Here is a 19676-nt window from a genome sequence, read left to right as displayed (position 1 = left end):
GCGGGAACCCAAGTTTGAGGCGCTACCGGCACGCGTGCAACTTGGATTCCCGCCTGCGCGGGAATGACGTTTTCAGGTCGCGGGCCGTAGTCGGGGCGGCGGTCTGACTCTCAATACTCCCGCCGATCCGGCTTGATCTCCTGAAGGATGGTCGTCGAAATCTCCTCGATCGACTTGGTGGTCGACGACAGCCAGCGGATCCCCTCGCGCTTCATCAGCATCTCGGCCTCGTTCACCTCGTAGCGGCAATTCTCGATCGACGCATATTTGCTGCCCGCCCGCCGCTCGTTGCGGATCTCGGCCAGGCGCTCGGGCGTGATCGTCAATCCGAACAGCTTGTGCTTGAACTGCGGCAGCGCCGAGGGCAGCCGGCCGCGCTCGAAATCGTCCGGAATCAAGGGATAGTTGGCGGCCTTGATCCCGTACTGCATCGCCAGGTAGAGGCTGGTCGGGGTCTTGCCCGAGCGCGACACGCCGACCAGGATCACGTCGGCGTCGGCCAGGTTCTTGTGCGACTGGCCGTCGTCGTGCGCCAGCGAGAAGTTGATGGCTTCGATGCGGTTCTTGTATTCCTCGGTGTCGACCACGTTGTGGATGCGGCCGATCGTGTGGGTCGACTTGACCTGCAATTCCTGCTCGAGCGGCGCAACGAAGGTCTGGAACAGGTCCATGTGCATGCCTTGCGCGGCCCGGATCACGCTCGACAGGTCGTGCTTGACCAGGGTCGAGAACACGATCGGACGCTGGTTGTCGCTCAAGGCCACCTCGTTGATGCGGCGCGCCGCCTCGTGCGCCTTCTCGATGGTGTCGATGAAGGGCAGGCGGATCTGGCGGAAGCGCATCTCGAACTGGCTCAGCACCGCGTGGCCGAAGGTTTCGGCCGTGATGCCGGTGCCGTCGGACACGAAGAAGACGGTACGCGGGATGGTCGGCGTCGCTGGGGTGCTCTCTGAAATCATGGTAATTTTTTGATAAGATAATAACAAAGTTGCAGTCACCGCACAGTGTGCCGGGCGCACACGCGGTAAAATGCTCTGCAACGAATATTGGGTTCGGCTCTGCACGCGAAGAATAACAAAGAATAAGAATAAATCCCGCCTGCCAGCCAACCGCACAGATTTCCATCATCAAAGAAGGTGTTTTTATCATGACTAACCTGTCGACTGCAGCATTGGCAGTACCCGATCCAAAAACCGGCGAGGGCGTGTACGTCGCGCCCTTCGAGCAGCTGCGCATGACCGACGTCGAGTCGGTCGGCGGCAAGAACGCTTCGCTCGGCGAAATGATCAGCCAGCTGGCCGAGGCCGGCGTGCGCGTGCCGGGCGGCTTTGCCACCACGGCCGAAGCCTTCCGCGACTTCCTGCGCCACAGCGCCGACGGTGGCCCCTCGCTGGGCCAGCGCATCGAACTGCGCCTGGAAAGCCTGGACGTCGACGACGTGCGCGCCCTGGCCGCGGCTGGCGCCGAAATCCGCGAGTGGATCTTCTCGACCCCGTTCCAGCCACGCCTGGAACAGGAGATCCGCGAATTCTACGAGCGCCTGGTGGCCGACTCCGAAACCGAGATGTCGTTCGCCGTACGCTCGTCGGCGACCGCCGAAGACTTGCCGGACGCCTCCTTCGCGGGCCAGCAGGAAACCTTCCTGAACGTGGTCGGCATCGACAACGTGCTCGAAGCCATGAAGCACGTGTTCGCGTCGCTGTACAACGACCGCGCGATCTCCTACCGCGTGCATAAAGGCTTCATCCACGCCGACGTGGCACTGTCGGCCGGCGTGCAGCGCATGGTGCGTTCCGATACCGGTGCGGCCGGCGTGATGTTCACCATCGACACCGAGTCGGGCTTCAAGGACGTCGTCTTCGTCACCTCCAGCTATGGCCTGGGCGAAACCGTGGTGCAGGGCGCGGTCAACCCGGACGAGTTCTACGTCCACAAGCCGATGCTGGAGCAGGGCAAGAAACCCGTCATCCGCAAGAACATCGGCTCCAAGCTGATCAAGATGGAATTCACCAAGGAAGCCAAGGCCGGCCGCTCGGTGCAGACCGTCGACGTGCCGATCGAACAGCGCAACCGCTACTCGCTGACCGACGACGAAGTCGTCGAGCTGGCCAAGTACGCCGTGATCATCGAGAAGCACTACGGCCGCCCGATGGACATTGAGTGGGGCAAGGACGGCCGCGACGGCAAGCTGTACATCCTGCAGGCGCGTCCGGAAACCGTGAAGTCGCAGCAGAAGGCGACCGATGCCCAGCAGCGCTTCCAGCTGAAGGGCACCGGTACCGTGCTGACCAGCGGCCGCGCGATCGGCCAGAAGATCGGCGCCGGTCCGGTGCGCGTCATCAGCGACCCGTCGGAAATGGAGCGCGTGCAGCCGGGCGACGTGCTGGTCGCCGACATGACCGACCCCAACTGGGAACCGGTCATGAAGCGCGCCTCTGCGATCGTCACCAACCGCGGCGGCCGTACCTGCCACGCGGCGATCATCGCGCGTGAGCTGGGCGTGCCGGCCGTGGTCGGCTGCGGCGACGCCACCGACGTGCTGAAGGACGGCACCTTCGTCACCGTCTCGTGCGCCGAAGGCGACGAAGGCCGCATCTACGACGGCCTGCTCGAGACCGAAGTCACGGAAACCGTGCGCGGCGAACTGCCGCCGATCAAGACCAAGATCATGCTCAACGTCGGCAACCCGCAGCTGGCCTTCGACTTCCAGTCGGTGCCGAACGGCGGCGTCGGCCTGGCGCGTCTCGAGTTCATCATCAACAACAACATCGGCGTGCACCCGAAAGCGATCCTCGAGTACCCGAACATCGACGCCGACCTGAAGAAGGCGGTGGAATCGGTGGCCCGCGGCCACGCGTCGCCGCGCGCCTTCTACGTCGACAAGCTGACCGAAGGCGTGGCGACCATCGCCGCCGCGTTCTGGCCGAAGCCGGTCATCGTGCGCCTGTCCGACTTCAAGTCGAACGAGTACAAGAAGCTGATCGGTGGTTCGCGCTACGAGCCGGACGAGGAAAACCCGATGCTGGGTTTCCGCGGCGCCGCGCGCTACCTGGCCGAGGACTTCGCCGAGTCCTTCGAGATGGAATGCTTGGCCATGAAGCGCGTGCGTGAAGAAATGGGCCTGACTAACGTCGAGATCATGATCCCGTTCGTGCGCACCCTGGGCCAGGCCGAGAAGGTCATCGGCCTGCTGGCCAAGTACGGCCTGAAGCGCGGCGAGAACGGCCTGCGCGTGATCATGATGTGCGAAGTGCCGTCCAACGCCATCCTGGCCGAGCAATTCCTGCAGTACTTCGACGGCTTCTCGATCGGTTCCAACGACCTGACGCAGCTGACGCTGGGCCTGGACCGCGACTCGGGCATGGAGCTGCTCGCCAAGGACTTCGACGAGCGCGACCCGGCCGTGAAAGCCATGCTGAGCCTGGCTATCAAGGCCTGCCTGAAGCAGGGCAAGTATGTCGGCATCTGCGGCCAGGGGCCGTCCGACAACCCGGACTTCGCGCAGTGGCTGGTGGAAGAGGGCATCGAGTCGATGTCGCTGAATCCGGACTCGGTGGTCGAGACCTGGCAGAAGCTGGCTGCGATGTAATCACGGCTTGACCCAGGAAAGCCCTCCGCCCCGATCGGGCCGGAGGGCTTTTTTTCGTCTTTTTCATGCGCATCGGTAGCGTTGTGCTACATTTCAGTCAATCTCGCCGGCCAGACGCCCATCAATAAGCGTGGCCATCCGGTCGATAAGCTATGAAGCTTTCATCACTTACCGGATATCCAATGCGCATTTTTTCACGTATTGCCGCCGTCGTTGCCGGCCTGCTTGCCTTCCTGATGTTGGCGCTGGGTTCGCCAAATAAGGATCCTTTCGCCCTGGCTGGCCTGGCGCTGATAATCGGCCTCGGCACAGCTTTTGTCGTTCGTGCCTGCACGCTGTTCCCATCGCTGTGGACAGCGGCTGCGCGTCGTGTCCTGCATGCCATTCCGCCGACGCGGAAGTTCCTGCGCGTGCCGCCCGCCATCCAGTTCCTGCATGCGGCTGCCTTGGGAACAGGATTTCTGTCGACGGCGGCCACGCTGGGCGGCTACAAGGCGGCCGGCCATGCCAGCATGCTGCTGTGCATCGCCCTGCTGTTCAGCGCCGGGGTGGTGGATATCGGCACGCGCGGCACCTGGCTGATACGCCGGCTGTGGAGCGACATGCTGGGCAAGATCTTTTCCGTGTCGTTTGGTGCAGTGCTGCTGGCCCTGGCGATCATCAAGGCCAAGGGGTGGATTCACTCGGTCACGCATATCGATCCGAAATACCTGATCGAGTCGACCGCGATCCTTGCCGCCGTCCTGCTGCCTGTCATGTACTGGCTGTTCGGCATTTTCCTGCTATGCGTGGTCGCGGTGCTGCAGATGCTGGGCATGGTGCTGTTCGCCTTTGGGACCATAATCGCAGGCCACCTGGGCACGCTCACCGGCCAGCACTGGCGCGAAAGACTCAGGCTGCTCTGGTACCGGCTGGCGAACGGAAAACGGCCGCCCAACGACAAGGTGCCGAACGGCCTGGCAGTCGTCCTCGACGATATGTCGGTGTTCGTGAGGCCGATATCGACCGTCGCCGTCATCTTCGCTTTCGTCATGGTCTACGATGCCTTGGGCCGCGTGGCGCCGCAAGTCCAACCCTACGCCACGTCGACACTGGTCGCGCTGGAATACCGGCAAGGCGGCAGCTGTGCCGGCTTCGAGAATACGCTCGGCGTCGTCTACATGGAGGATGGGCACGTGTCCGTGGCCAGGCGTGTCGGCGACCGGCTCGCGTTTTCAGTCGAGGACTGCAAATTCAAGACAGCAGATGAAAGCGGTACAAAGATTTCTTCTTTGTAACAGCATCTTTCCAAGTTGCGTCAATGCGTTATTCTTTCGGAAACCCTCCTTGTATAAATCGTGTAACTTTTCCGAAGGATCCGATGAAACGCCCCGCCTTATTGATGACCTTGCTTGGATTGTCCACCGCCGGTTTTGCCGAGGAACCGGCCTTCTGCAAGTCGATGTGTACGTCCGAAAAAACCCAGTGCCTGGCCAACGTCAAGGCCACCGAGAAGAAGGAAGGCATGCTGCCGACCGATACCGCGGAAAAGAACCCGTTCGCGCGCACCGCCCAGGTGCAGATGCGCTCGAGCGACAATGGCTCCCTGGAGCAGTCGGGTTACCAGCATCGCCGCATGGCGCGCAACGGTGCCTGTGACGATGCCTACGGGCGCTGCACCCGCGGCTGCAAGGTCGAGGGCGGGAACGACGCCGTCGGCAAGGTCGTGGCGCGCCACGCAGAGAAACGGGACTGAGGCGCTCAGGCGCGCCGTCGTTCCATGCCGTAGACGCCGGCGGCCGCGGCCACGACGCGGTTGCGCCCGCCCGCCTTGGCGGCATACAGGGCGGTATCGGCACGCGACAGCAGGCTGGCGATGGTTTCGCCCGGCACCAGGGTGGCCACGCCGATGCTGACCGTGTAGCCGATGGCACCGGCCGTGCTGCGCTCCGGGCCGCGTTCGGCGGCGGCCAGCGGCGCGCGCTGCAGCGCGGCGCGGAGGCGCTCGGCCACGTGCAGCGCCGTGTCGCCCGCCGTCGCCGGCAGCAGCACGGCAAATTCCTCGCCGCCGAGGCGGCCGCAGTAGTCGCGGTGCCGCAGGATACCGAGGGTGCGCTCGACGATTTCCACCAGCACCCGGTCGCCGGCCGCGTGGCCGTGGGTATCGTTGATGCGCTTGAAGTGGTCGACGTCGAATAGCAACAGGGACAGCGCCGCCGGCGTGCGCCAGGCCTGGGCGCATTCGCGTTCGGCCACGGCGAAAAAGGCGCGGCGCGACGGCGCGCCGGTCAGGTGGTCATGGTCGGCGGCGTAGGTGGCGCGCGCGATGATCTCGGCGTTGGCCATCATGACTGCGCCCAGCGTCAGCGTCGGGATCGACAGCGTGCCGCAGGCGAAGAACACCAGGTCCAGAGTCGGCACGTCGAATTGCGGCAGCAGGCCAGCCACGCGTGCACCGTAGGCCGCAGCGCGCAGGAACAGGCCGATGCCGACCGCGAAACTGGCACAGATCGTGAACCAGTAGGGATAGCGGCGCGTCGCCGCCGGCAGCGACTGCCTGACGCTGGCGCACATCGCCATGCACAGGCCGCCATGCAGCAGCGACACCACGACCACGCGCAGCGGCGTCGAATCGATCCCGTAATGCAGTGTGACCACGCCAGTCATGGTCGCTGCCGTAAAACCGCCCAGCGCGCGCCACGGCACCCGGCGCCCCAGGTGGCGCTGGAAGCCGGCATACATCATGACCGAGGTGCCGACCAGGAGGGCGTTGGCCAGCTCGATCGACAGCAGACCGGAAATGTAGCCGCGCGCGGCGAACAGCGGCATGGCGGCGACCGCCAGCGCATTCGCGATGATCCATTCGCGGATACCCTTGGCGCCGCTGTGCGTCTGCGAGGACAAGACCAGGAGCATCACGACCGACAAGGCCATCATGACAAGGAACAGGCTGGCGGCGCTCAGCATGGGCGCGGCTTCGGGCAAGGCGTGGCGAACATAACGGCAGGCGCCGCAGCGCCCGGTGATCATGGGGAATTGCCGAATGGTATCAAAATTGCAGCTATGCAGGGTGTTTATTGAACATCAAGTCAGTTAATATTCATGTCACAGACGCGAGGTTGTCCGTTTGGCATGCATATGTTGACTCTGCGCGCCGACACGATACACTGGGTTTGTTGCTGCATATCCAAACCAACCCTCGTCGCTCGTTCCGGGAGTCGGGGGTTTTTGCTGTCTGAACAGGAGGAGACCATGGCTGACTGGATCGGCTGGCTGGCGAGCGCCGGCGTGCTGGTGATCCTGGAGTTGTTCACCGGGACCTTTTATCTGCTCATGATCGCGATCGGCCTGGTGGCCGGCAGCCTGGTGGCGCTGGCCGGCGCCGGGCTGCCGGTGCAGGCGATCGCCGCCGGTGCGGTCGGCGTCATCGCCACCGGACTGCTGCACCGTTCGCGCTTCGGCCGCGGGCGCCTCGACGCCCGCGCCGCCACGCGCGACCGCAACGTCAACCTCGACATCGGCGAGCGCGTGACGGTGCCGGCCTGGGAAAACGGCCGTGCGCGCGTGATGTACCGCGGTGCATTATGGGATGTGGAGCTGGGGCAGGGCGCGACGCCGCACGCCGGCGAGTTTCGCATCGTCGAAGTGCTGGGCAGCCGGCTGGTCGTCGCCGACGCGTGATCCGCAACACCGATTTACAACGATAACATCAGGGGAGCACATGGAATTCTCATTCGGTACCGTCGCGCTGGTCATCTTCATTATCGCGCTCGTGTTCGTCTTCAAGACCATCAACGTGGTGCCCCAGCAGCACGCCTGGGTGGTCGAACGGCTCGGCAAGTACCACGCGACGCTGGCGCCGGGCCTGAACATCGTGGTGCCCTTCATCGACCGCATCGCCTACAAGCACAGCCTGAAGGAGATCCCGCTCGACGTGCCGCCGCAGGTCTGCATCACGCGCGACAATACCCAGCTGCAGGTGGACGGCATCCTGTACTTCCAGGTGACCGACGCCATGCGCGCCTCCTACGGGTCCTCGAACTACATCCAGGCGATCACCCAGTTGGCGCAGACCACGCTGCGTTCGGTGATCGGCAAGATGGAACTGGATAAGACCTTCGAGGAGCGCGACCACATCAACACCACCATCGTCAACGCGATCGACGAATCGGCCGCCAACTGGGGCGTCAAGGTGCTGCGCTACGAGATCAAGGACCTGACCCCGCCGGCCGAGATCCTGCACTCGATGCAGCGCCAGATCACGGCCGAGCGCGAGAAGCGCGCGCTGATCGCGGCCTCGGAAGGCCGGCGCCAGGAGCAGATCAACATCGCCTCGGGCGAGCGCGAAGCGGCGATCGCGCGCTCGGAAGGCGAACGCCAGGCGGCCATCAACCGCGCCCAGGGCGAGGCTTCGGCGATCGTGGCGCTGGCCGACGCCAGCGCGGCGGCACTGCGCCAGGTCGGCGACGCGATCCGCAGCCCGGGCGGCATGGACGCCGTCAACCTGCGCGTGGCCGAGCATTACGTCGATGCGTTCGGCAAGCTGGCCAAGACCAACAATTCGATCATCGTGCCGGCCGACCTGGGCGACATGAGCGGGTTGATTGCGAGTGCGCTGCAGATCGTCAAATCACAGAAGTAAGCGCAGCAGTCATCAGAAATCGACCGTTGCCGACACGTTCACCGTGCGCGGCGCGCCCAGTACCAGGTAGCTGGAACCCGGGTAGCCGCCGGCCGATGCCCAGTAATTGCGGCCGGTGAGGTTGTCGATGCGCGCGCGCAGCGTCACGTCGCGGTCCATGAAGCGGGTCAGGTAGTTGGCGCCGATGTCGAGGCGGGTCCAGGACGGCAGCTGCTGGGTATTGCCTGCATCGGCATACTGCTTTGCGGTGTACAGCGCACGTGCATTCAGCGACAGGCCCGGCACACCAGCGACATCCCATTCGCCGCCGATGTTCAGCTGGGTATCCGGGACGCCGATCGCATCCTTGCCCTCGGTGCCGGCGACGCCGGTCCGGCGCTGCTCCGCGTCGAGCAGCGTCAGGCCGCCCAGCACCCGTACGCCTTTCGCGGGCATGCCGAACACCGACAGTTCCAGGCCCCGGTTGCGCTGTTCGCCGAATACGCCGAACTCGCCGAACTTGTCTTCCGGTGCCGCAAACCTAACGGCGGACAGGGGCTGCGCAGTGCTGAACAGCGCAGCGCTCATGCCCAGCTTGCCGCTGTCGTACTTGACGCCGATTTCCTTCTGGCGGGAGACGAAGGGTGCGAAGATTTCGCCCAACTGTCCCGGGTTGACGGTGGCGCCGGCTGCCACTGGTCCCTGCTGCAAGGCCTCGATGTAATTGGCATAGACCGACAGGTTCTTCAGCGGCTTGTAGACGATGCCGGCCACCGGCGTGACTTCGCTCTTGTCGTACGCCGAATTCTGCACACCGCTGTTGTAGTCGTAGCCGAAATTCTTGATGTGCTGGTGGCGCGCGCCGACGGTCAGCAATACGCGGTCGTCGAGGAAGGCCATGGTGTCGGCAATTGCGTAGCTGCCCAGGATCGTCTTGGCGGTGACGAGCGGCGCGTCCATCGAACCGCCGGTGAAGAAGGTGGGCGCGGGCGGCGGCACGTCGACCGGACGGTACAGATTGGTGTTCCAGCCGGTAAAGGCGCTGGTGCCGTAGGCATTGCGCGACTTCAGCTCGAAGGCCGAGGCGCTGGCGCTGATCGTGTGCTTGACGCTGCCGGTATGCAGCGTGCCGCGCACGCCGATCTCGCCGGTGCGGATCTGGTCGTAGCGGTAGTTGTCGAAGCGGTACATGGTGGCGCCGCCGGCATTGTCGACCGTGGTCGGCGAGGCCAGCGCGTTGAATTCGCTGCCGTTGCGGGCGCCGACGGCGGCCCAGGCCACGACGTTCGGCGCCAGGTCGACTTCGCCGCGCACGCTGCCGAAGGTGTCGCGCTCGTTGGAGCGGGTCCAGGGCTGGGCGAAATTGCTGTCGGCTTCCGGCGCGCGCGGGATGGCCAGACCGAAGCCGGGCGTGACGCTCGGGCGCGGGTTGTCCAGCTTGTGTTCCTGGAAGCCGACGTCGGCCGACAGGCGGTAGTTGTCGCCGCGGTAGTCGAGGCCGACCGAGAACACGTTCAGCTCGCGCGATTCGCGGTCGACCGCGGTGTCGCCGTCGCGGCGTGCGGCATTGATGCGGATGCCGGCGCGGTTATTGTCGAAGCGGCGCGCCACGTCGATCGCGGCATAGCCCTGGCCGCCGCTCTCGACGCCCACCGTCACCCGGTTCAGGTCGGCGTTGGGCGCGCGTTTCGGCACCACGTTAACCAGGCCGCCGATGCCGCCGCCGCCCGGTGCCGCACCGTTGATGAAGCTGTTGGCGCCGCGGAAGACTTCGACGCGCTCGAGCAGTTCGGACGCCACGAACTGGCGCGGCAGCAGGCCATATAAACCGTTCCAGGCCATGTCGTCGGAATTCACGGCGAAGCCGCGGATCACGTACAGCTCCTGGAAATTGCCGAAGCCGCGCGCCACGCGCACCGACGGGTCGTTCTGTACCACGTCCGCCACGCTGCGCGCCTGCTGGTCCTGGATCAGGGCAGCAGTGTAGTTGGTGGCATTGAACGGGGTGTCCATGATGTCGACGTTGCCCAGCAGGCCGATACGGCCGCCGCGCGCCACCTGGCCGCCGGCGTAGGCGGGCGGCAGGCCTTGCGCGGAGGCGTCGGCCGAGGCGCTGACGACCACGGTGGCGACTTTCGCCTGGGTGCCATCGGCGGCTTGCGCCTCGGCCGGTGCGGCGGCGGTCTGGGCCGACGCGGCACCGGCTGCCAGCAGCAGGGCGCCGAATGCGATCGGGGTAAGGGATAGGACGGCGGTGGCGCGAGCGGACTTCTTCATTGCAATTTTTCTTGTTGATGAGAATAATTCTCATTATATCCGCCCAGCCTTGCCCAAGTAAATGAGAACTATTATTATCTGGTCTCATCCGCTTCCCATCGCGCCCGCTTTTCGCCTCATGTCTCCCATCAACGTCCGCCGCTGGTCTTGGATCCACAAGTGGAGCAGCCTGGTCTGCACCGTCTTCATGCTGCTGCTGTGCCTGACTGGCCTGCCGTTGATCTACCACCACGAGATCGGCCACCTGCTCGGCAACGACGTCGAGGCGCCAAGCATGCCGGCGAACACGCCGCGCGCTGACCTCGACCGGGTGATCGCCGCCGGCAAGGCCCTGTATCCGAACAAGATCATGATGTATATGTCGCAGGAGCTGGACGAGCCCGCGATCTGGAACCTGACCCTGGGCGACCACCCGAACGACGAACAATTCAAGTCGATCGCGATCGACGCCCGCACCGCCAAGTTCATCGCCGAGCCGCCGATCGAGGGCGGCGGCTTCATGTCGCTGATGTTCCACCTGCACGTCGACCTGTTCGCCGACATGTGGGGCAAGCTGTTCCTCGGCTTCATGGGACTGCTGTTGCTGGTGGCGATCGTCTCCGGCGTGGTGTTGTACGCCCCCTTCATGCGCAAGCTCGATTTCGGCACCGTGCGCCGTGGCCGCACCGCGCGCCTGAAATGGCTCGACATGCACAACATGCTCGGCATCGTGACGCTGGTGTGGCTGCTGATGGTCGGGACCACGGGCGTCATCAACACGCTGTCCGATGTGCTGCTCAAGGTCTGGCAATTCACCGAGATCGCCGAGATGACCAAACCCTACCAGGGCCAGCCGGCACCGACGCGGCTGGCGTCGATGCAGACCACGATCGCGCGCGCCGAAGCCGCGGAACCGGGGATGAAGGTCGGCTTCGTGGCCTTCCCGGGCACGCCCTTCGCCAGTCCGCATCATTACGGCGTCTACATGCACGGCGACCAGGCGCTGACCTCTCGCCTGTACAAGCCGGTGCTGATCGATGCCCAGACCGCCGAGATCACCGACCGCCGCAAGCTGCCCTGGTACCTTACCGCGCTGCTGGTCTCGCAGCCGCTGCACTTCGGCGACTACGGCGGCGCCGGCCTGAAATTCCTGTGGGCGCTGCTCGACCTGGCCACTATCGTGGTGCTGGGCAGCGGCCTGTACCTGTGGTTCAAGCGCGGCCGCACGGCAAAGGCAGCAGCCAGGCAGGCGGCATCGGACAACGCCGGCCGCGCCGCGCCGGTGCTGGTGCGCGGCCATAAACTGTGATGGGCAAACGATGAAGACGAACCGCGCCATCTGGGCCATGCCGGTCGTGCTCGGCCTGCTGACCGTCGTCGGCCTGCTGGTCGCGCTGGTGGGCGACGGCATCTGGGACCTGGTGTCGGTGGCGGCGCTGGCGGTGCCGGTGCTGGTCGGGTGCTGGCATGCCTTCAAGCCTGCCAGGTCGCCGCATTGAATTTAATCTTCTGCTAAGCATCGGCCCGGCAATACCGCGTATAACTCGGTGCAGCCCCAATAACGAAGGAGAGCCGCGGTGAAAAACTGGGTACGCAACAACAAGATGTTCGTCGCCTTCCTGGTCCTGTTCGGCGTGCTGCGTACCGCGGTCGCCGACTGGAATCCGATCCCGTCGGCCTCCATGCATCCGAACCTGCTGGAAGGGGACGTGGTGCTGGTCAACCGCATGGCCTTCGACCTCAAGGTCCCGCTCACCGACATGGTGCTGGCGCGCCTCGGCGAACCGGAACGCGGCGACATCGTCACCTTCCGCTCGCCGCGCGACGGCACCCTCCTCATCAAGCGCGTGGTGGCGCTGCCTGGCGACGTGGTCGAGATGCGCAACGAGCGCCTCTACATCAACGGCAAGGGCGCCGACTACAAGCTGGTCGAGGAATCGATGGACACCGTGGCCGGCACTGCGCTGCGCGCGGTGCAGCTGGCCGAGATCCTCGACCCGGCCCACAGCCAAGCGCTGGACCGGCGCCTGCGTCACATCCAGCTGATCCCGGGCGTGGTCGCGCCGAACACCTTCCCGCCGGTGACGGTGCCGCAAGGCCAGTACCTGATGCTGGGCGATAACCGTGACAACAGCGCCGACTCGCGCGTGATCGGCATGGTGCCGCGCAAGCTGCTGGTCGGGCGCGCCGAACGGGTGCTGGTCTCGGCCGACTACCAGGGCAACTGGATGCCGCGCACCGAGCGCTTCGGCATGTCGCTCTACAATCCCTGAACCGCTGCCGGACCCGCCGGACGGATTGTCGATACAATCTCGTCTTTCGGTCTTGCATGGTGCAGTGCCGAGTTTTTGAAAGGCATTGCAGATGCAAGTGAAAACGCAGAGCGTATTGACGGTGGTCCTGGCCTGCCTCGGCATGGTGGGCGCGCTGGCGATCGATACCTATCTGCCCTCGATCCCGGCGATCGGACGCGCGTTCGAGGTCGGGCCGGTGGCGGTCCAGCAGACCCTGAGCGTGTTCCTGTTCACGTTCGCCTTCATGATGCTGTTCTACGGCACGCTGTCCGATTCCTTCGGCCGCCGCCCCGTGATCCTGGTGGCGCTGGCGGTGTACACGCTGGCCTCGCTGGGCGCCGCAATGGCGCCGACCTTCGGCTGGCTGCTGTTCTTCCGGGCGCTGCAGGGCCTGTCGGCCGGCGCCGGCTCGGTGATCGGCCAGGCCATCGTGCAGGACCGCTTTACCGGGGCCGACGCCCAGCGCATCATGTCGCACATCATGATGGTGTTCGGCCTGGCGCCGGCGATCGCGCCGATCCTGGGCGGCTGGCTGCACGTCGCCTTCGGCTGGCGCGCCACCTTCGTGTTCCTGACCCTGTTCGGCGCGGCGATGCTGCTGGCGTGCTGGAAGCTATTGGACGAAAGCCTGCCGCGCGAGAAGCGCCATGCCTTCCACGGCGTGGCCATTGCGCGCAACTACCTGAAGGTGCTGGGCCACCCGCAGTTCCTGCTGCTGTCGCTGTCGGTGGGACTGGCCTTCGGCGGGCTGTCGCTGTACATCGGCTCGGCCGCCAACTTCGTGATGGAGATCCTGCACCTGCCGGAGACCGCGTTCGCCTGGATGTTCATCCCGCTGATCAGCGGCATGGTGATCGGTTCGGCCTGGGGCGGCAAGCGCGCCGCGAAGATGCCGGCGGCAACGCTGCGCCGCCTCGGCTTCGGCCTGATGGCGCTGGCCTGCGTGCTGAACGTGGGGTACACGGCGCTGGCCGGCGACCGGGTGCAGGTGCCGTGGGCGGTGCTACCGCTGATGGTCTACACCTTCGGCCTGGCGGTGGCGATGCCGGCGATCCAGGTCGGCGCGCTGGCGCTGTTCCCGCAGAACCGCGGGCTGGCGTCGTCGATGCTGGCCTTTATCCAGATGATGTCGTTCGCGCTGATGTCGGGGTTGGTGGCGCCGCTGCTGTTCGGCAGCGCGTTCAAGCTGGCGGTCGGGGTGACGGTGGGGCTGGTGGCGAGTTTCCTGGCTTGCCAGCTGGGGATGTTTGTAGGGCGGGAAAAGGCTGTTACCGCTTGATCTTGCGTTGACTGGACGCGTGGACGGGAGACCCGTCCACGCTACGTCCATGCCGCGGGTAGGGTGGACGGCTTGCCGTCCACGCGTTCAACCCGTGTAGAAATCGACGCGAGCGATCAACGGCGATTCTGCTTCATCGCCTTGTCGACCTCGCGCTTGGCATCGCGGTCGCGCTCGGTATCGCGCTTGTCGTGCTGCTTCTTGCCTTTGGCCAGGCCGACTTCGCACTTGATGCGGCCGCCCTTGAAGTGCAGGTTGAGCGGCACCAGCGTGTAGCCGGCGCGGTCCACCTTGCCGATCAGCTTCTCGAGCTCGGCCTTGTGCAGCAGCAGCTTGCGGGTGCGTACGGCTTCCGGATGGCTCCAGCCCGAGACCGAACTCTGCGGACTGATGTGGGCGCCGAACAGGAAAAGCTCGTCATCTCGCACGACCACGTACGCTTCCTTGATCTGGGCACGGCCGTCCCGGATCGCCTTGACTTCCCAACCTTCCAGCACCAGGCCGGCTTCATAGCGGTCCTCGATGAAGTAGTCGAAGAACGCTTTCTTATTATCAACAATGCTCATGAAATAGCTAAAATCCGCGCGTCGGTTAAACTACTGTTGTCGCGCTTAATGTGTGTCTTTGATAAGCGCAAAACAACATCATAACAAACGGTTGACCTATGGCAGTAGTGCACAAATCAGTTTTCTTAGGGTATAGCGCGGAGCAGATGTTCGATCTGGTCGCGAAGGTTGAAGATTATCCCAAGTTCCTTCCATGGTGCAGCGGCGTGAAGGTGCAGGAACGCAGCGAGGACAAGCTGGTCGCCTGCCTGCAAATTAATTTCCACGGCGTAAAGCAAAGCTTTACCACCGCCAACCACAACCAGCGGCCGACGCAGATGAAGATGCACCTGGTCGACGGTCCTTTCAAGATGCTGGAAGCCACCTGGACCTTCAAATCCCTGCGCGCCGACGCCTGCAAGATCGATTTCGACATGCAGTACGAGTTTTCCAGCATCATCCTCGAGCAGATCGTCGGCCCGGTGTTCGGCATGATCGCCAACACCATGGTCGACTCCTTCTGCAAGCGGGCCGAGGTCGTCTATGGCTAAAGCGGCCGACGCCGGCGGCGCGCTGCAGGTCTACGTGGTCTACGCCACCCCGCAGCAGGAATTCATCCAGCCGATGCGGGTTGCGCCCGGCACCACCATCGGCCAGGCGGTCGAAGGCAGCGGGGTGCTGGCGCGTTTTCCGGACATTAATCTGGTGACGCAGCCGGTGGGCGTCTACGGTAAGAAAAAGACGCTCGATACGGCGCTGCGCGAGCGCGACCGGGTCGAGATCTATCGGCCGCTGGTGGCCGATCCGAAGGATTCGCGCCGGAAGCGGGCGGCCAAGAAGGCGGCGGCATAACAGCCTGGCTCGCTCGGGTACGTGCGCGAATTGCATCCTGTAGCCCATGAACGTCATTCCCGCGAAGGCCGGAATCCAAGTTCTGCTTGCGCTGTCGAGATGCAAACAACTTGGGTTCCCGCCTGCGCGGGAACGACGTGCAAACGTTGTTGGCTTTAACGGCAATCCGCCAGCGCCCGGCGCGCCGCCTGCAGCCGCTTCTCCCGCTCATCATCCGACAGGAAGTAACGCTCCCCCTTCGCATCCACCGCCGACATGCGAGTCCCGCTCGTCACCAGCCGTTCTTCCTGCCGCGCCGACGCGCAGCGCTCGTCCAGCGCAGCCTTCTGCTCGGCCGATTCCCTGGCCTTGCGCGCATCCTCCTCGCGCTTGGCCTGGCGTTCGCGATACGCAGTCTCCTGCTCGGCCAGCGTCGGCGGCTTCGGCGGCGCCGCTGCGGCCGCAGCCGTCGCTGCAGTCGAGCCGGCAGGGGAAGAGGGCGCCTTGCCCGCTTCGCCCATCGCCACGGCCGGCGCAGCCGAACGCGGCATCTGCAGGATGCGCGCAGCGGGTGTACCCGGCGGCGGTGGACGGTCCGAAAACACACGCGTGCCCTTGTCGTCGATCCAGGAGTACTGGGCATGGGCCAGCTGCGCCAGCAGCATCAGTGCGCCCGCCAGGCAAGCACGCTGCCAATGTCGAGTCATAGTCTTTCCTTAGTTGAAGTACCCGATTTCGCCATGTTCGCACGAGCCTGTCAATCGAAGAGTTGCTGAAGAGTATTGAGTATTTTTTGGCAGTCCCGAGATGATCATCAAGACTTTCTGTATAATTCGCTTTTGCGCCTATAGGAAATAAACTATGCGTCTTCTTCAGAAAGCACTCACGTTCGATGACGTGCTGCTCGTCCCGGCCTACTCCAACATCCTCCCGGCCAACACGTCCCTGCGTACCAAGCTGACCCGGAATCTGTCCCTGAACATCCCGGTCATTTCCGCAGCAATGGACACCGTGACCGAAGCCCGCCTCGCAATCGCGATGGCACAGGAGGGTGGCATCGGCATCATCCACAAGAACCTGCGTCCGGCCGACCAGGCGCGCGAAGTGGCGCGCGTCAAACGCTTCGAGGCAGGCGTGCTGCGCGATCCGATCACCGTGCCGCCGACGCTGAAGATCCGCGACGTGATCGCCCTCCAGCACCAGCACGGCTTCAGCGGCTTCCCGGTGGTGGAAGGCAACAAGGTGGTGGGCATCATCACCAACCGCGACCTGCGTTTCGAAGAAGACCTGGACGCCGAGACCCGCACCAAGATGACCCCGCGCGAGAAGCTGGTGTACGTCAACGAAGAGGCGGATACGGCCGAAGCCAAGCGCCTGATGAACAAGCACCGCCTCGAGCGCGTGCTGGTCGTCAACGAAGACTTTGAATTGCGCGGCCTGATCACCGTCAAGGACATCCTGAAGTCGCACGAGCACCCGAACGCATCGAAGGATACGCAAGGCAAGCTGCTGGTCGGCGCTGCCGTCGGCGTGGGCGACAAGGACAAGGAACGCGTCGAGCTGTTGGTGAAAGCCGGCGTCGACGTGCTGGTGGTCGACACCGCCCACGGCCACTCGCAAGGCATCCTCGACCAGGTGAAATGGATCAAGTCGAATTTCCCGCAGGTTGACGTCATCGGCGGCAACATTGCCACCGCAGCGGCCGCACTGGCGCTGGTCGAAGCTGGCGCCGACGCGGTCAAGGTCGGCATCGGCCCGGGCTCGATTTGCACCACCCGTATCGTTGCCGGCGTCGGCGTGCCCCAAGTCACCGCGATCTCGAACGTGTCCGAAGCCCTGGCCGGCACCGGCGTGCCCTGCATCGCCGACGGCGGCATCCGCTTCTCGGGCGACATCTCGAAGGCACTGGCGGCAGGCGCCCACTCGGTCATGATGGGTTCGATGTTCGCCGGCACCGAAGAAGCGCCGGGCGAAGTCATCCTGTTCCAAGGCCGCAGCTACAAGTCCTACCGCGGCATGGGCTCGCTGGGCGCGATGGCCGAAGGCTCGGCCGACCGCTACTTCCAGGAAGCCTCGGCCAAGACCGAGAAGTTCGTGCCGGAAGGTATCGAAGGCCGTGTCGCCTACAAGGGCAGCGTGCTGGCGATCATCTACCAGATGGTCGGCGGCGTGCGCCAGTCGATGGGCTACTGCGGCTGCGAGACCATCGAAGAACTGCGCGAGAAAGCCGAGTTCGTCGAGATCACCTCGGCCGGCATGCGTGAATCGCACGTCCACGACGTGCAGATCACCAAGGAAGCGCCGAACTACCGTACGGAATAATCCTGAAACGCGGCCTGCAGTTGATACGCAGGGCCGCGTTTTTGTATATCGAACTCGTTTCAACGTAGGGTGGGCTCTCCGAGCCCACGTGCAAGCCGGCGGCGTACCGGCATCGTGCGTGGGCTCGGGGAGCCCACCCTACCAACATACCAAGACCTCATGCACTCCAAGATTCTGATTCTCGACTTCGGTTCCCAGGTTACCCAGCTGATCGCCCGTCGCGTCCGCGACGCCGGCGTGTTCTCCGAAGTCTACCCCTACGACATCGGCGACGAGTTCGTCCGCAACTACGGCGCTTCCGGCGTGATCCTGTCTGGCAGCCACAACTCGACCCTGGAAGGCGACTCCCCGCGCGCCCCGCAAGCCGTGTTCGAACTCGGCGTGCCGGTGCTGGGCATCTGCTACGGCATGCAGACCATGGCGGCCCAGCTCGGCGGCCAGGTCGAGAACGGCAAGGTGCGCGAATTCGGCTACGCCGAAGTGCGCGCCCGCGGCCACACCAAGCTGCTGAACGGCGTCAACGACTTCGTCACCGACGAAGGCCACGGCATGCTGAAGGTCTGGATGAGCCACGGCGACAAGGTCCTGGAAATGCCGCCGGGCTTCAAGCTGATGGGTTCGACCCCATCGTGCCCGATCGCGGCCATGGCCGACGAAGAACGCGGCTTCTACGCACTGCAATTCCACCCGGAAGTCACCCACACCACGCAGGGCGAAGCCATCATCGGCCGCTTCGTGCACGAGATCTGCGGCTGCAAGAGCGACTGGAACATGCCGGACTACATCGGCGAAGCCGTCGAGAAGATCCGCGCCCAGGTCGGCACCGATGAAGTCATCCTCGGCCTGTCGGGCGGCGTCGACTCGAGCGTGGCCGCAGCCCTGATCCACCGCGCCATCGGCGAGCAGCTGACCTGCGTCTTCGTCGACCACGGCCTGCTGCGCAAGGACGAGGGCAAGATGGTGATGGACATGTTCTCCAAGAACCTCGGCGTCAAGGTGCTGCGCATCGACGCGTCCGACCAGTTCCTCGGCCACCTGGCAGGCGTGACCGACCCCGAGCAGAAGCGCAAGATCATCGGCCGCGAGTTCGTCGAAGTGTTCCAGGCGGAGTCCGGCAAGCTGACCAGCGCGAAATGGCTGGCGCAGGGCACCATCTACCCGGACGTGATCGAATCGGCAGGCAAGGGCAAGAAGGGCCAGACCATCAAGAGCCACCACAACGTGGGCGGCCTGCCGGATACCCTGAACCTGCAACTGCTGGAGCCGCTGCGCGAACTGTTCAAGGATGAAGTGCGCAAGCTGGGCGTGGCGCTGGGCCTGCCGCATGACATGGTCTACCGTCACCCGTTCCCGGGTCCGGGCCTGGGCGTGCGTATCCTGGGCGAGGTCAAGCGCGAGTATGCGGACATGCTGCGCGAAGCGGATGCGATCTTCATCGAAGAGCTGCGCAATACGCCGTTTGCTTCGCCGATGGTGCCGGGTATCGATGCCGGCAAGGCGCCGATCAATTGGTATGAGGCGACTTCGCAGGCGTTTGCAGTGTTCCTGCCGGTGAAATCGGTGGGCGTGATGGGTGATGGCCGCACTTATGAATATGTCGTGGCGCTGCGTGCGGTGCAGACGCTGGACTTCATGACGGCGCAGTGGGCGCATTTGCCGCATGAGTTGTTGGGTAAGGTGTCGAACCGGATCATTAATGAAGTGCGCGGGATCAATCGCGTTGTTTATGATATTTCGGGGAAGCCGCCGGCGACGATTGAGTGGGAGTAGAGTTTATTTTTGGAAACTCTACTTTGTGACTTTGAAAAAGCTCGCTTCGGCGAGCTTTTCTTTTAGATGAAGCGATCCAACGAGGGTAGCCTTAAGCCAGTTCAAGATTGGTAGTCGATCCTATCGAAGCTTACCGAGGTGCACTACTCCTTGTCATTGAGTTTGAGATACCTACCGTACTTTGCAACCC

At 64.1% G+C, this 19676-nt stretch carries 18 protein-coding genes; 13 read left to right on the top strand and 5 right to left on the bottom strand.

Annotated features, from left to right (window positions below; translation table 11 throughout):
• Positions 1–110: 110 nt before the first annotated feature.
• The gene (gene ppsR, locus U1H99_RS19640) at positions 111–959 is read right to left on the bottom strand and encodes a posphoenolpyruvate synthetase regulatory kinase/phosphorylase PpsR (protein ID WP_323143401.1); all 849 of its coding nucleotides are present in this window, start codon (positions 957–959) and stop codon (positions 111–113) included.
• 275 nt (positions 960–1234) lie between these two features.
• On the opposite strand from ppsR, the gene ppsA reads away from it, so the two are divergent.
• The 3 genes from ppsA (at position 1235) to U1H99_RS19625 (ending at position 5324) form a co-directional block, all read left to right on the top strand.
• A complete protein-coding gene (gene ppsA, locus U1H99_RS19635; RefSeq protein WP_323143718.1) occupies positions 1235–3589 on the top strand; it encodes a phosphoenolpyruvate synthase in 2355 nt (784 codons plus the stop codon).
• A 152-nt stretch (positions 3590–3741) separates the two neighbouring features.
• Positions 3742–4866: a hypothetical protein gene (locus U1H99_RS19630; protein ID WP_323143400.1), complete on the top strand. Its 1125-nt coding sequence runs from the start codon at positions 3742–3744 to the stop codon at positions 4864–4866.
• Between the two features lie 83 nt (positions 4867–4949).
• Complete coding sequence (locus U1H99_RS19625; protein ID WP_323143399.1) at positions 4950–5324, top strand: hypothetical protein; 375 nt, start codon at positions 4950–4952, stop codon at positions 5322–5324.
• Between the two features lie 5 nt (positions 5325–5329).
• Here U1H99_RS19625 and U1H99_RS19620 read toward each other — a convergent pair whose 3' ends face one another.
• The gene (locus tag U1H99_RS19620) at positions 5330–6598 is read right to left on the bottom strand and encodes a GGDEF domain-containing protein (protein WP_323143398.1); all 1269 of its coding nucleotides are present in this window, start codon (positions 6596–6598) and stop codon (positions 5330–5332) included.
• A 222-nt stretch (positions 6599–6820) separates the two neighbouring features.
• Between U1H99_RS19620 and U1H99_RS19615 the strand changes: the two genes are divergently transcribed.
• Complete coding sequence (locus tag U1H99_RS19615) at positions 6821–7249, top strand: NfeD family protein (protein ID WP_323143397.1); 429 nt, start codon at positions 6821–6823, stop codon at positions 7247–7249.
• Positions 7250–7289: 40 nt separating this feature from the next.
• The gene (locus tag U1H99_RS19610; protein ID WP_323143396.1) at positions 7290–8210 is read left to right on the top strand and encodes an SPFH domain-containing protein; all 921 of its coding nucleotides are present in this window, start codon (positions 7290–7292) and stop codon (positions 8208–8210) included.
• A 12-nt stretch (positions 8211–8222) separates the two neighbouring features.
• Here U1H99_RS19610 and U1H99_RS19605 read toward each other — a convergent pair whose 3' ends face one another.
• Positions 8223–10466, bottom strand: coding sequence for a TonB-dependent receptor (locus U1H99_RS19605; RefSeq protein ID WP_323143395.1), 2244 nt, complete (start codon positions 10464–10466; stop codon positions 8223–8225).
• A 118-nt stretch (positions 10467–10584) separates the two neighbouring features.
• Between U1H99_RS19605 and U1H99_RS19600 the strand changes: the two genes are divergently transcribed.
• From U1H99_RS19600 to U1H99_RS19585, 4 genes are all read left to right on the top strand, one after another.
• Positions 10585–11754, top strand: coding sequence for a PepSY-associated TM helix domain-containing protein (locus tag U1H99_RS19600; RefSeq protein WP_323143394.1), 1170 nt, complete (start codon positions 10585–10587; stop codon positions 11752–11754).
• A gap of 10 nt (positions 11755–11764) precedes the next feature.
• On the top strand, positions 11765–11944 hold the full coding sequence (locus U1H99_RS19595) for a hypothetical protein (RefSeq protein WP_323143393.1): 180 nt from the start codon (positions 11765–11767) through the stop codon (positions 11942–11944).
• Positions 11945–12022: 78 nt separating this feature from the next.
• On the top strand, positions 12023–12718 hold the full coding sequence (gene lepB / locus U1H99_RS19590) for a signal peptidase I (RefSeq protein ID WP_323143392.1): 696 nt from the start codon (positions 12023–12025) through the stop codon (positions 12716–12718).
• A gap of 97 nt (positions 12719–12815) precedes the next feature.
• Entirely contained in the window at positions 12816–14018 is a 1203-nt protein-coding gene (locus U1H99_RS19585) for a multidrug effflux MFS transporter (RefSeq protein WP_323143391.1), read from the top strand.
• 116 nt (positions 14019–14134) lie between these two features.
• On the opposite strand, the gene smpB is transcribed toward U1H99_RS19585, so the two are convergent.
• Positions 14135–14584 (bottom strand): SsrA-binding protein SmpB, encoded by a 450-nt coding sequence (gene smpB / locus U1H99_RS19580; RefSeq protein ID WP_141837706.1) that lies wholly within the window; start codon positions 14582–14584, stop codon positions 14135–14137.
• 98 nt (positions 14585–14682) lie between these two features.
• Between smpB and U1H99_RS19575 the strand changes: the two genes are divergently transcribed.
• Positions 14683–15114 carry a type II toxin-antitoxin system RatA family toxin gene (locus tag U1H99_RS19575; protein ID WP_141837708.1) on the top strand — a complete coding sequence of 144 codons (432 nt, stop codon included), beginning with the start codon at positions 14683–14685 and terminating at the stop codon, positions 15112–15114.
• A complete protein-coding gene (locus U1H99_RS19570; protein WP_323143390.1) occupies positions 15107–15415 on the top strand; it encodes an RnfH family protein in 309 nt (102 codons plus the stop codon). The genes U1H99_RS19575 and U1H99_RS19570 overlap by 8 nt, the downstream gene beginning before the upstream one ends.
• A 155-nt stretch (positions 15416–15570) precedes the next feature.
• On the opposite strand, the gene U1H99_RS19565 is transcribed toward U1H99_RS19570, so the two are convergent.
• The gene (locus U1H99_RS19565; RefSeq protein WP_323143389.1) at positions 15571–16101 is read right to left on the bottom strand and encodes a DUF4124 domain-containing protein; all 531 of its coding nucleotides are present in this window, start codon (positions 16099–16101) and stop codon (positions 15571–15573) included.
• A 154-nt stretch (positions 16102–16255) separates the two neighbouring features.
• On the opposite strand from U1H99_RS19565, the gene guaB reads away from it, so the two are divergent.
• The gene (guaB, locus tag U1H99_RS19560; RefSeq protein ID WP_323143388.1) at positions 16256–17716 is read left to right on the top strand and encodes an IMP dehydrogenase; all 1461 of its coding nucleotides are present in this window, start codon (positions 16256–16258) and stop codon (positions 17714–17716) included.
• Positions 17717–17875: 159 nt separating this feature from the next.
• On the top strand, positions 17876–19486 hold the full coding sequence (gene guaA, locus U1H99_RS19555; RefSeq protein ID WP_323143387.1) for a glutamine-hydrolyzing GMP synthase: 1611 nt from the start codon (positions 17876–17878) through the stop codon (positions 19484–19486).
• Positions 19487–19676 lie beyond the last annotated feature (190 nt).

The sequence above is a fragment of the Massilia phyllosphaerae genome, from assembly GCF_034659755.1.
Lineage (GTDB): Bacteria > Pseudomonadota > Gammaproteobacteria > Burkholderiales > Burkholderiaceae_D > Telluria > Telluria phyllosphaerae.
Note: the sequence above shows the minus strand (reverse complement) of the source record. Positions and strands in the feature narration are given on the sequence as shown.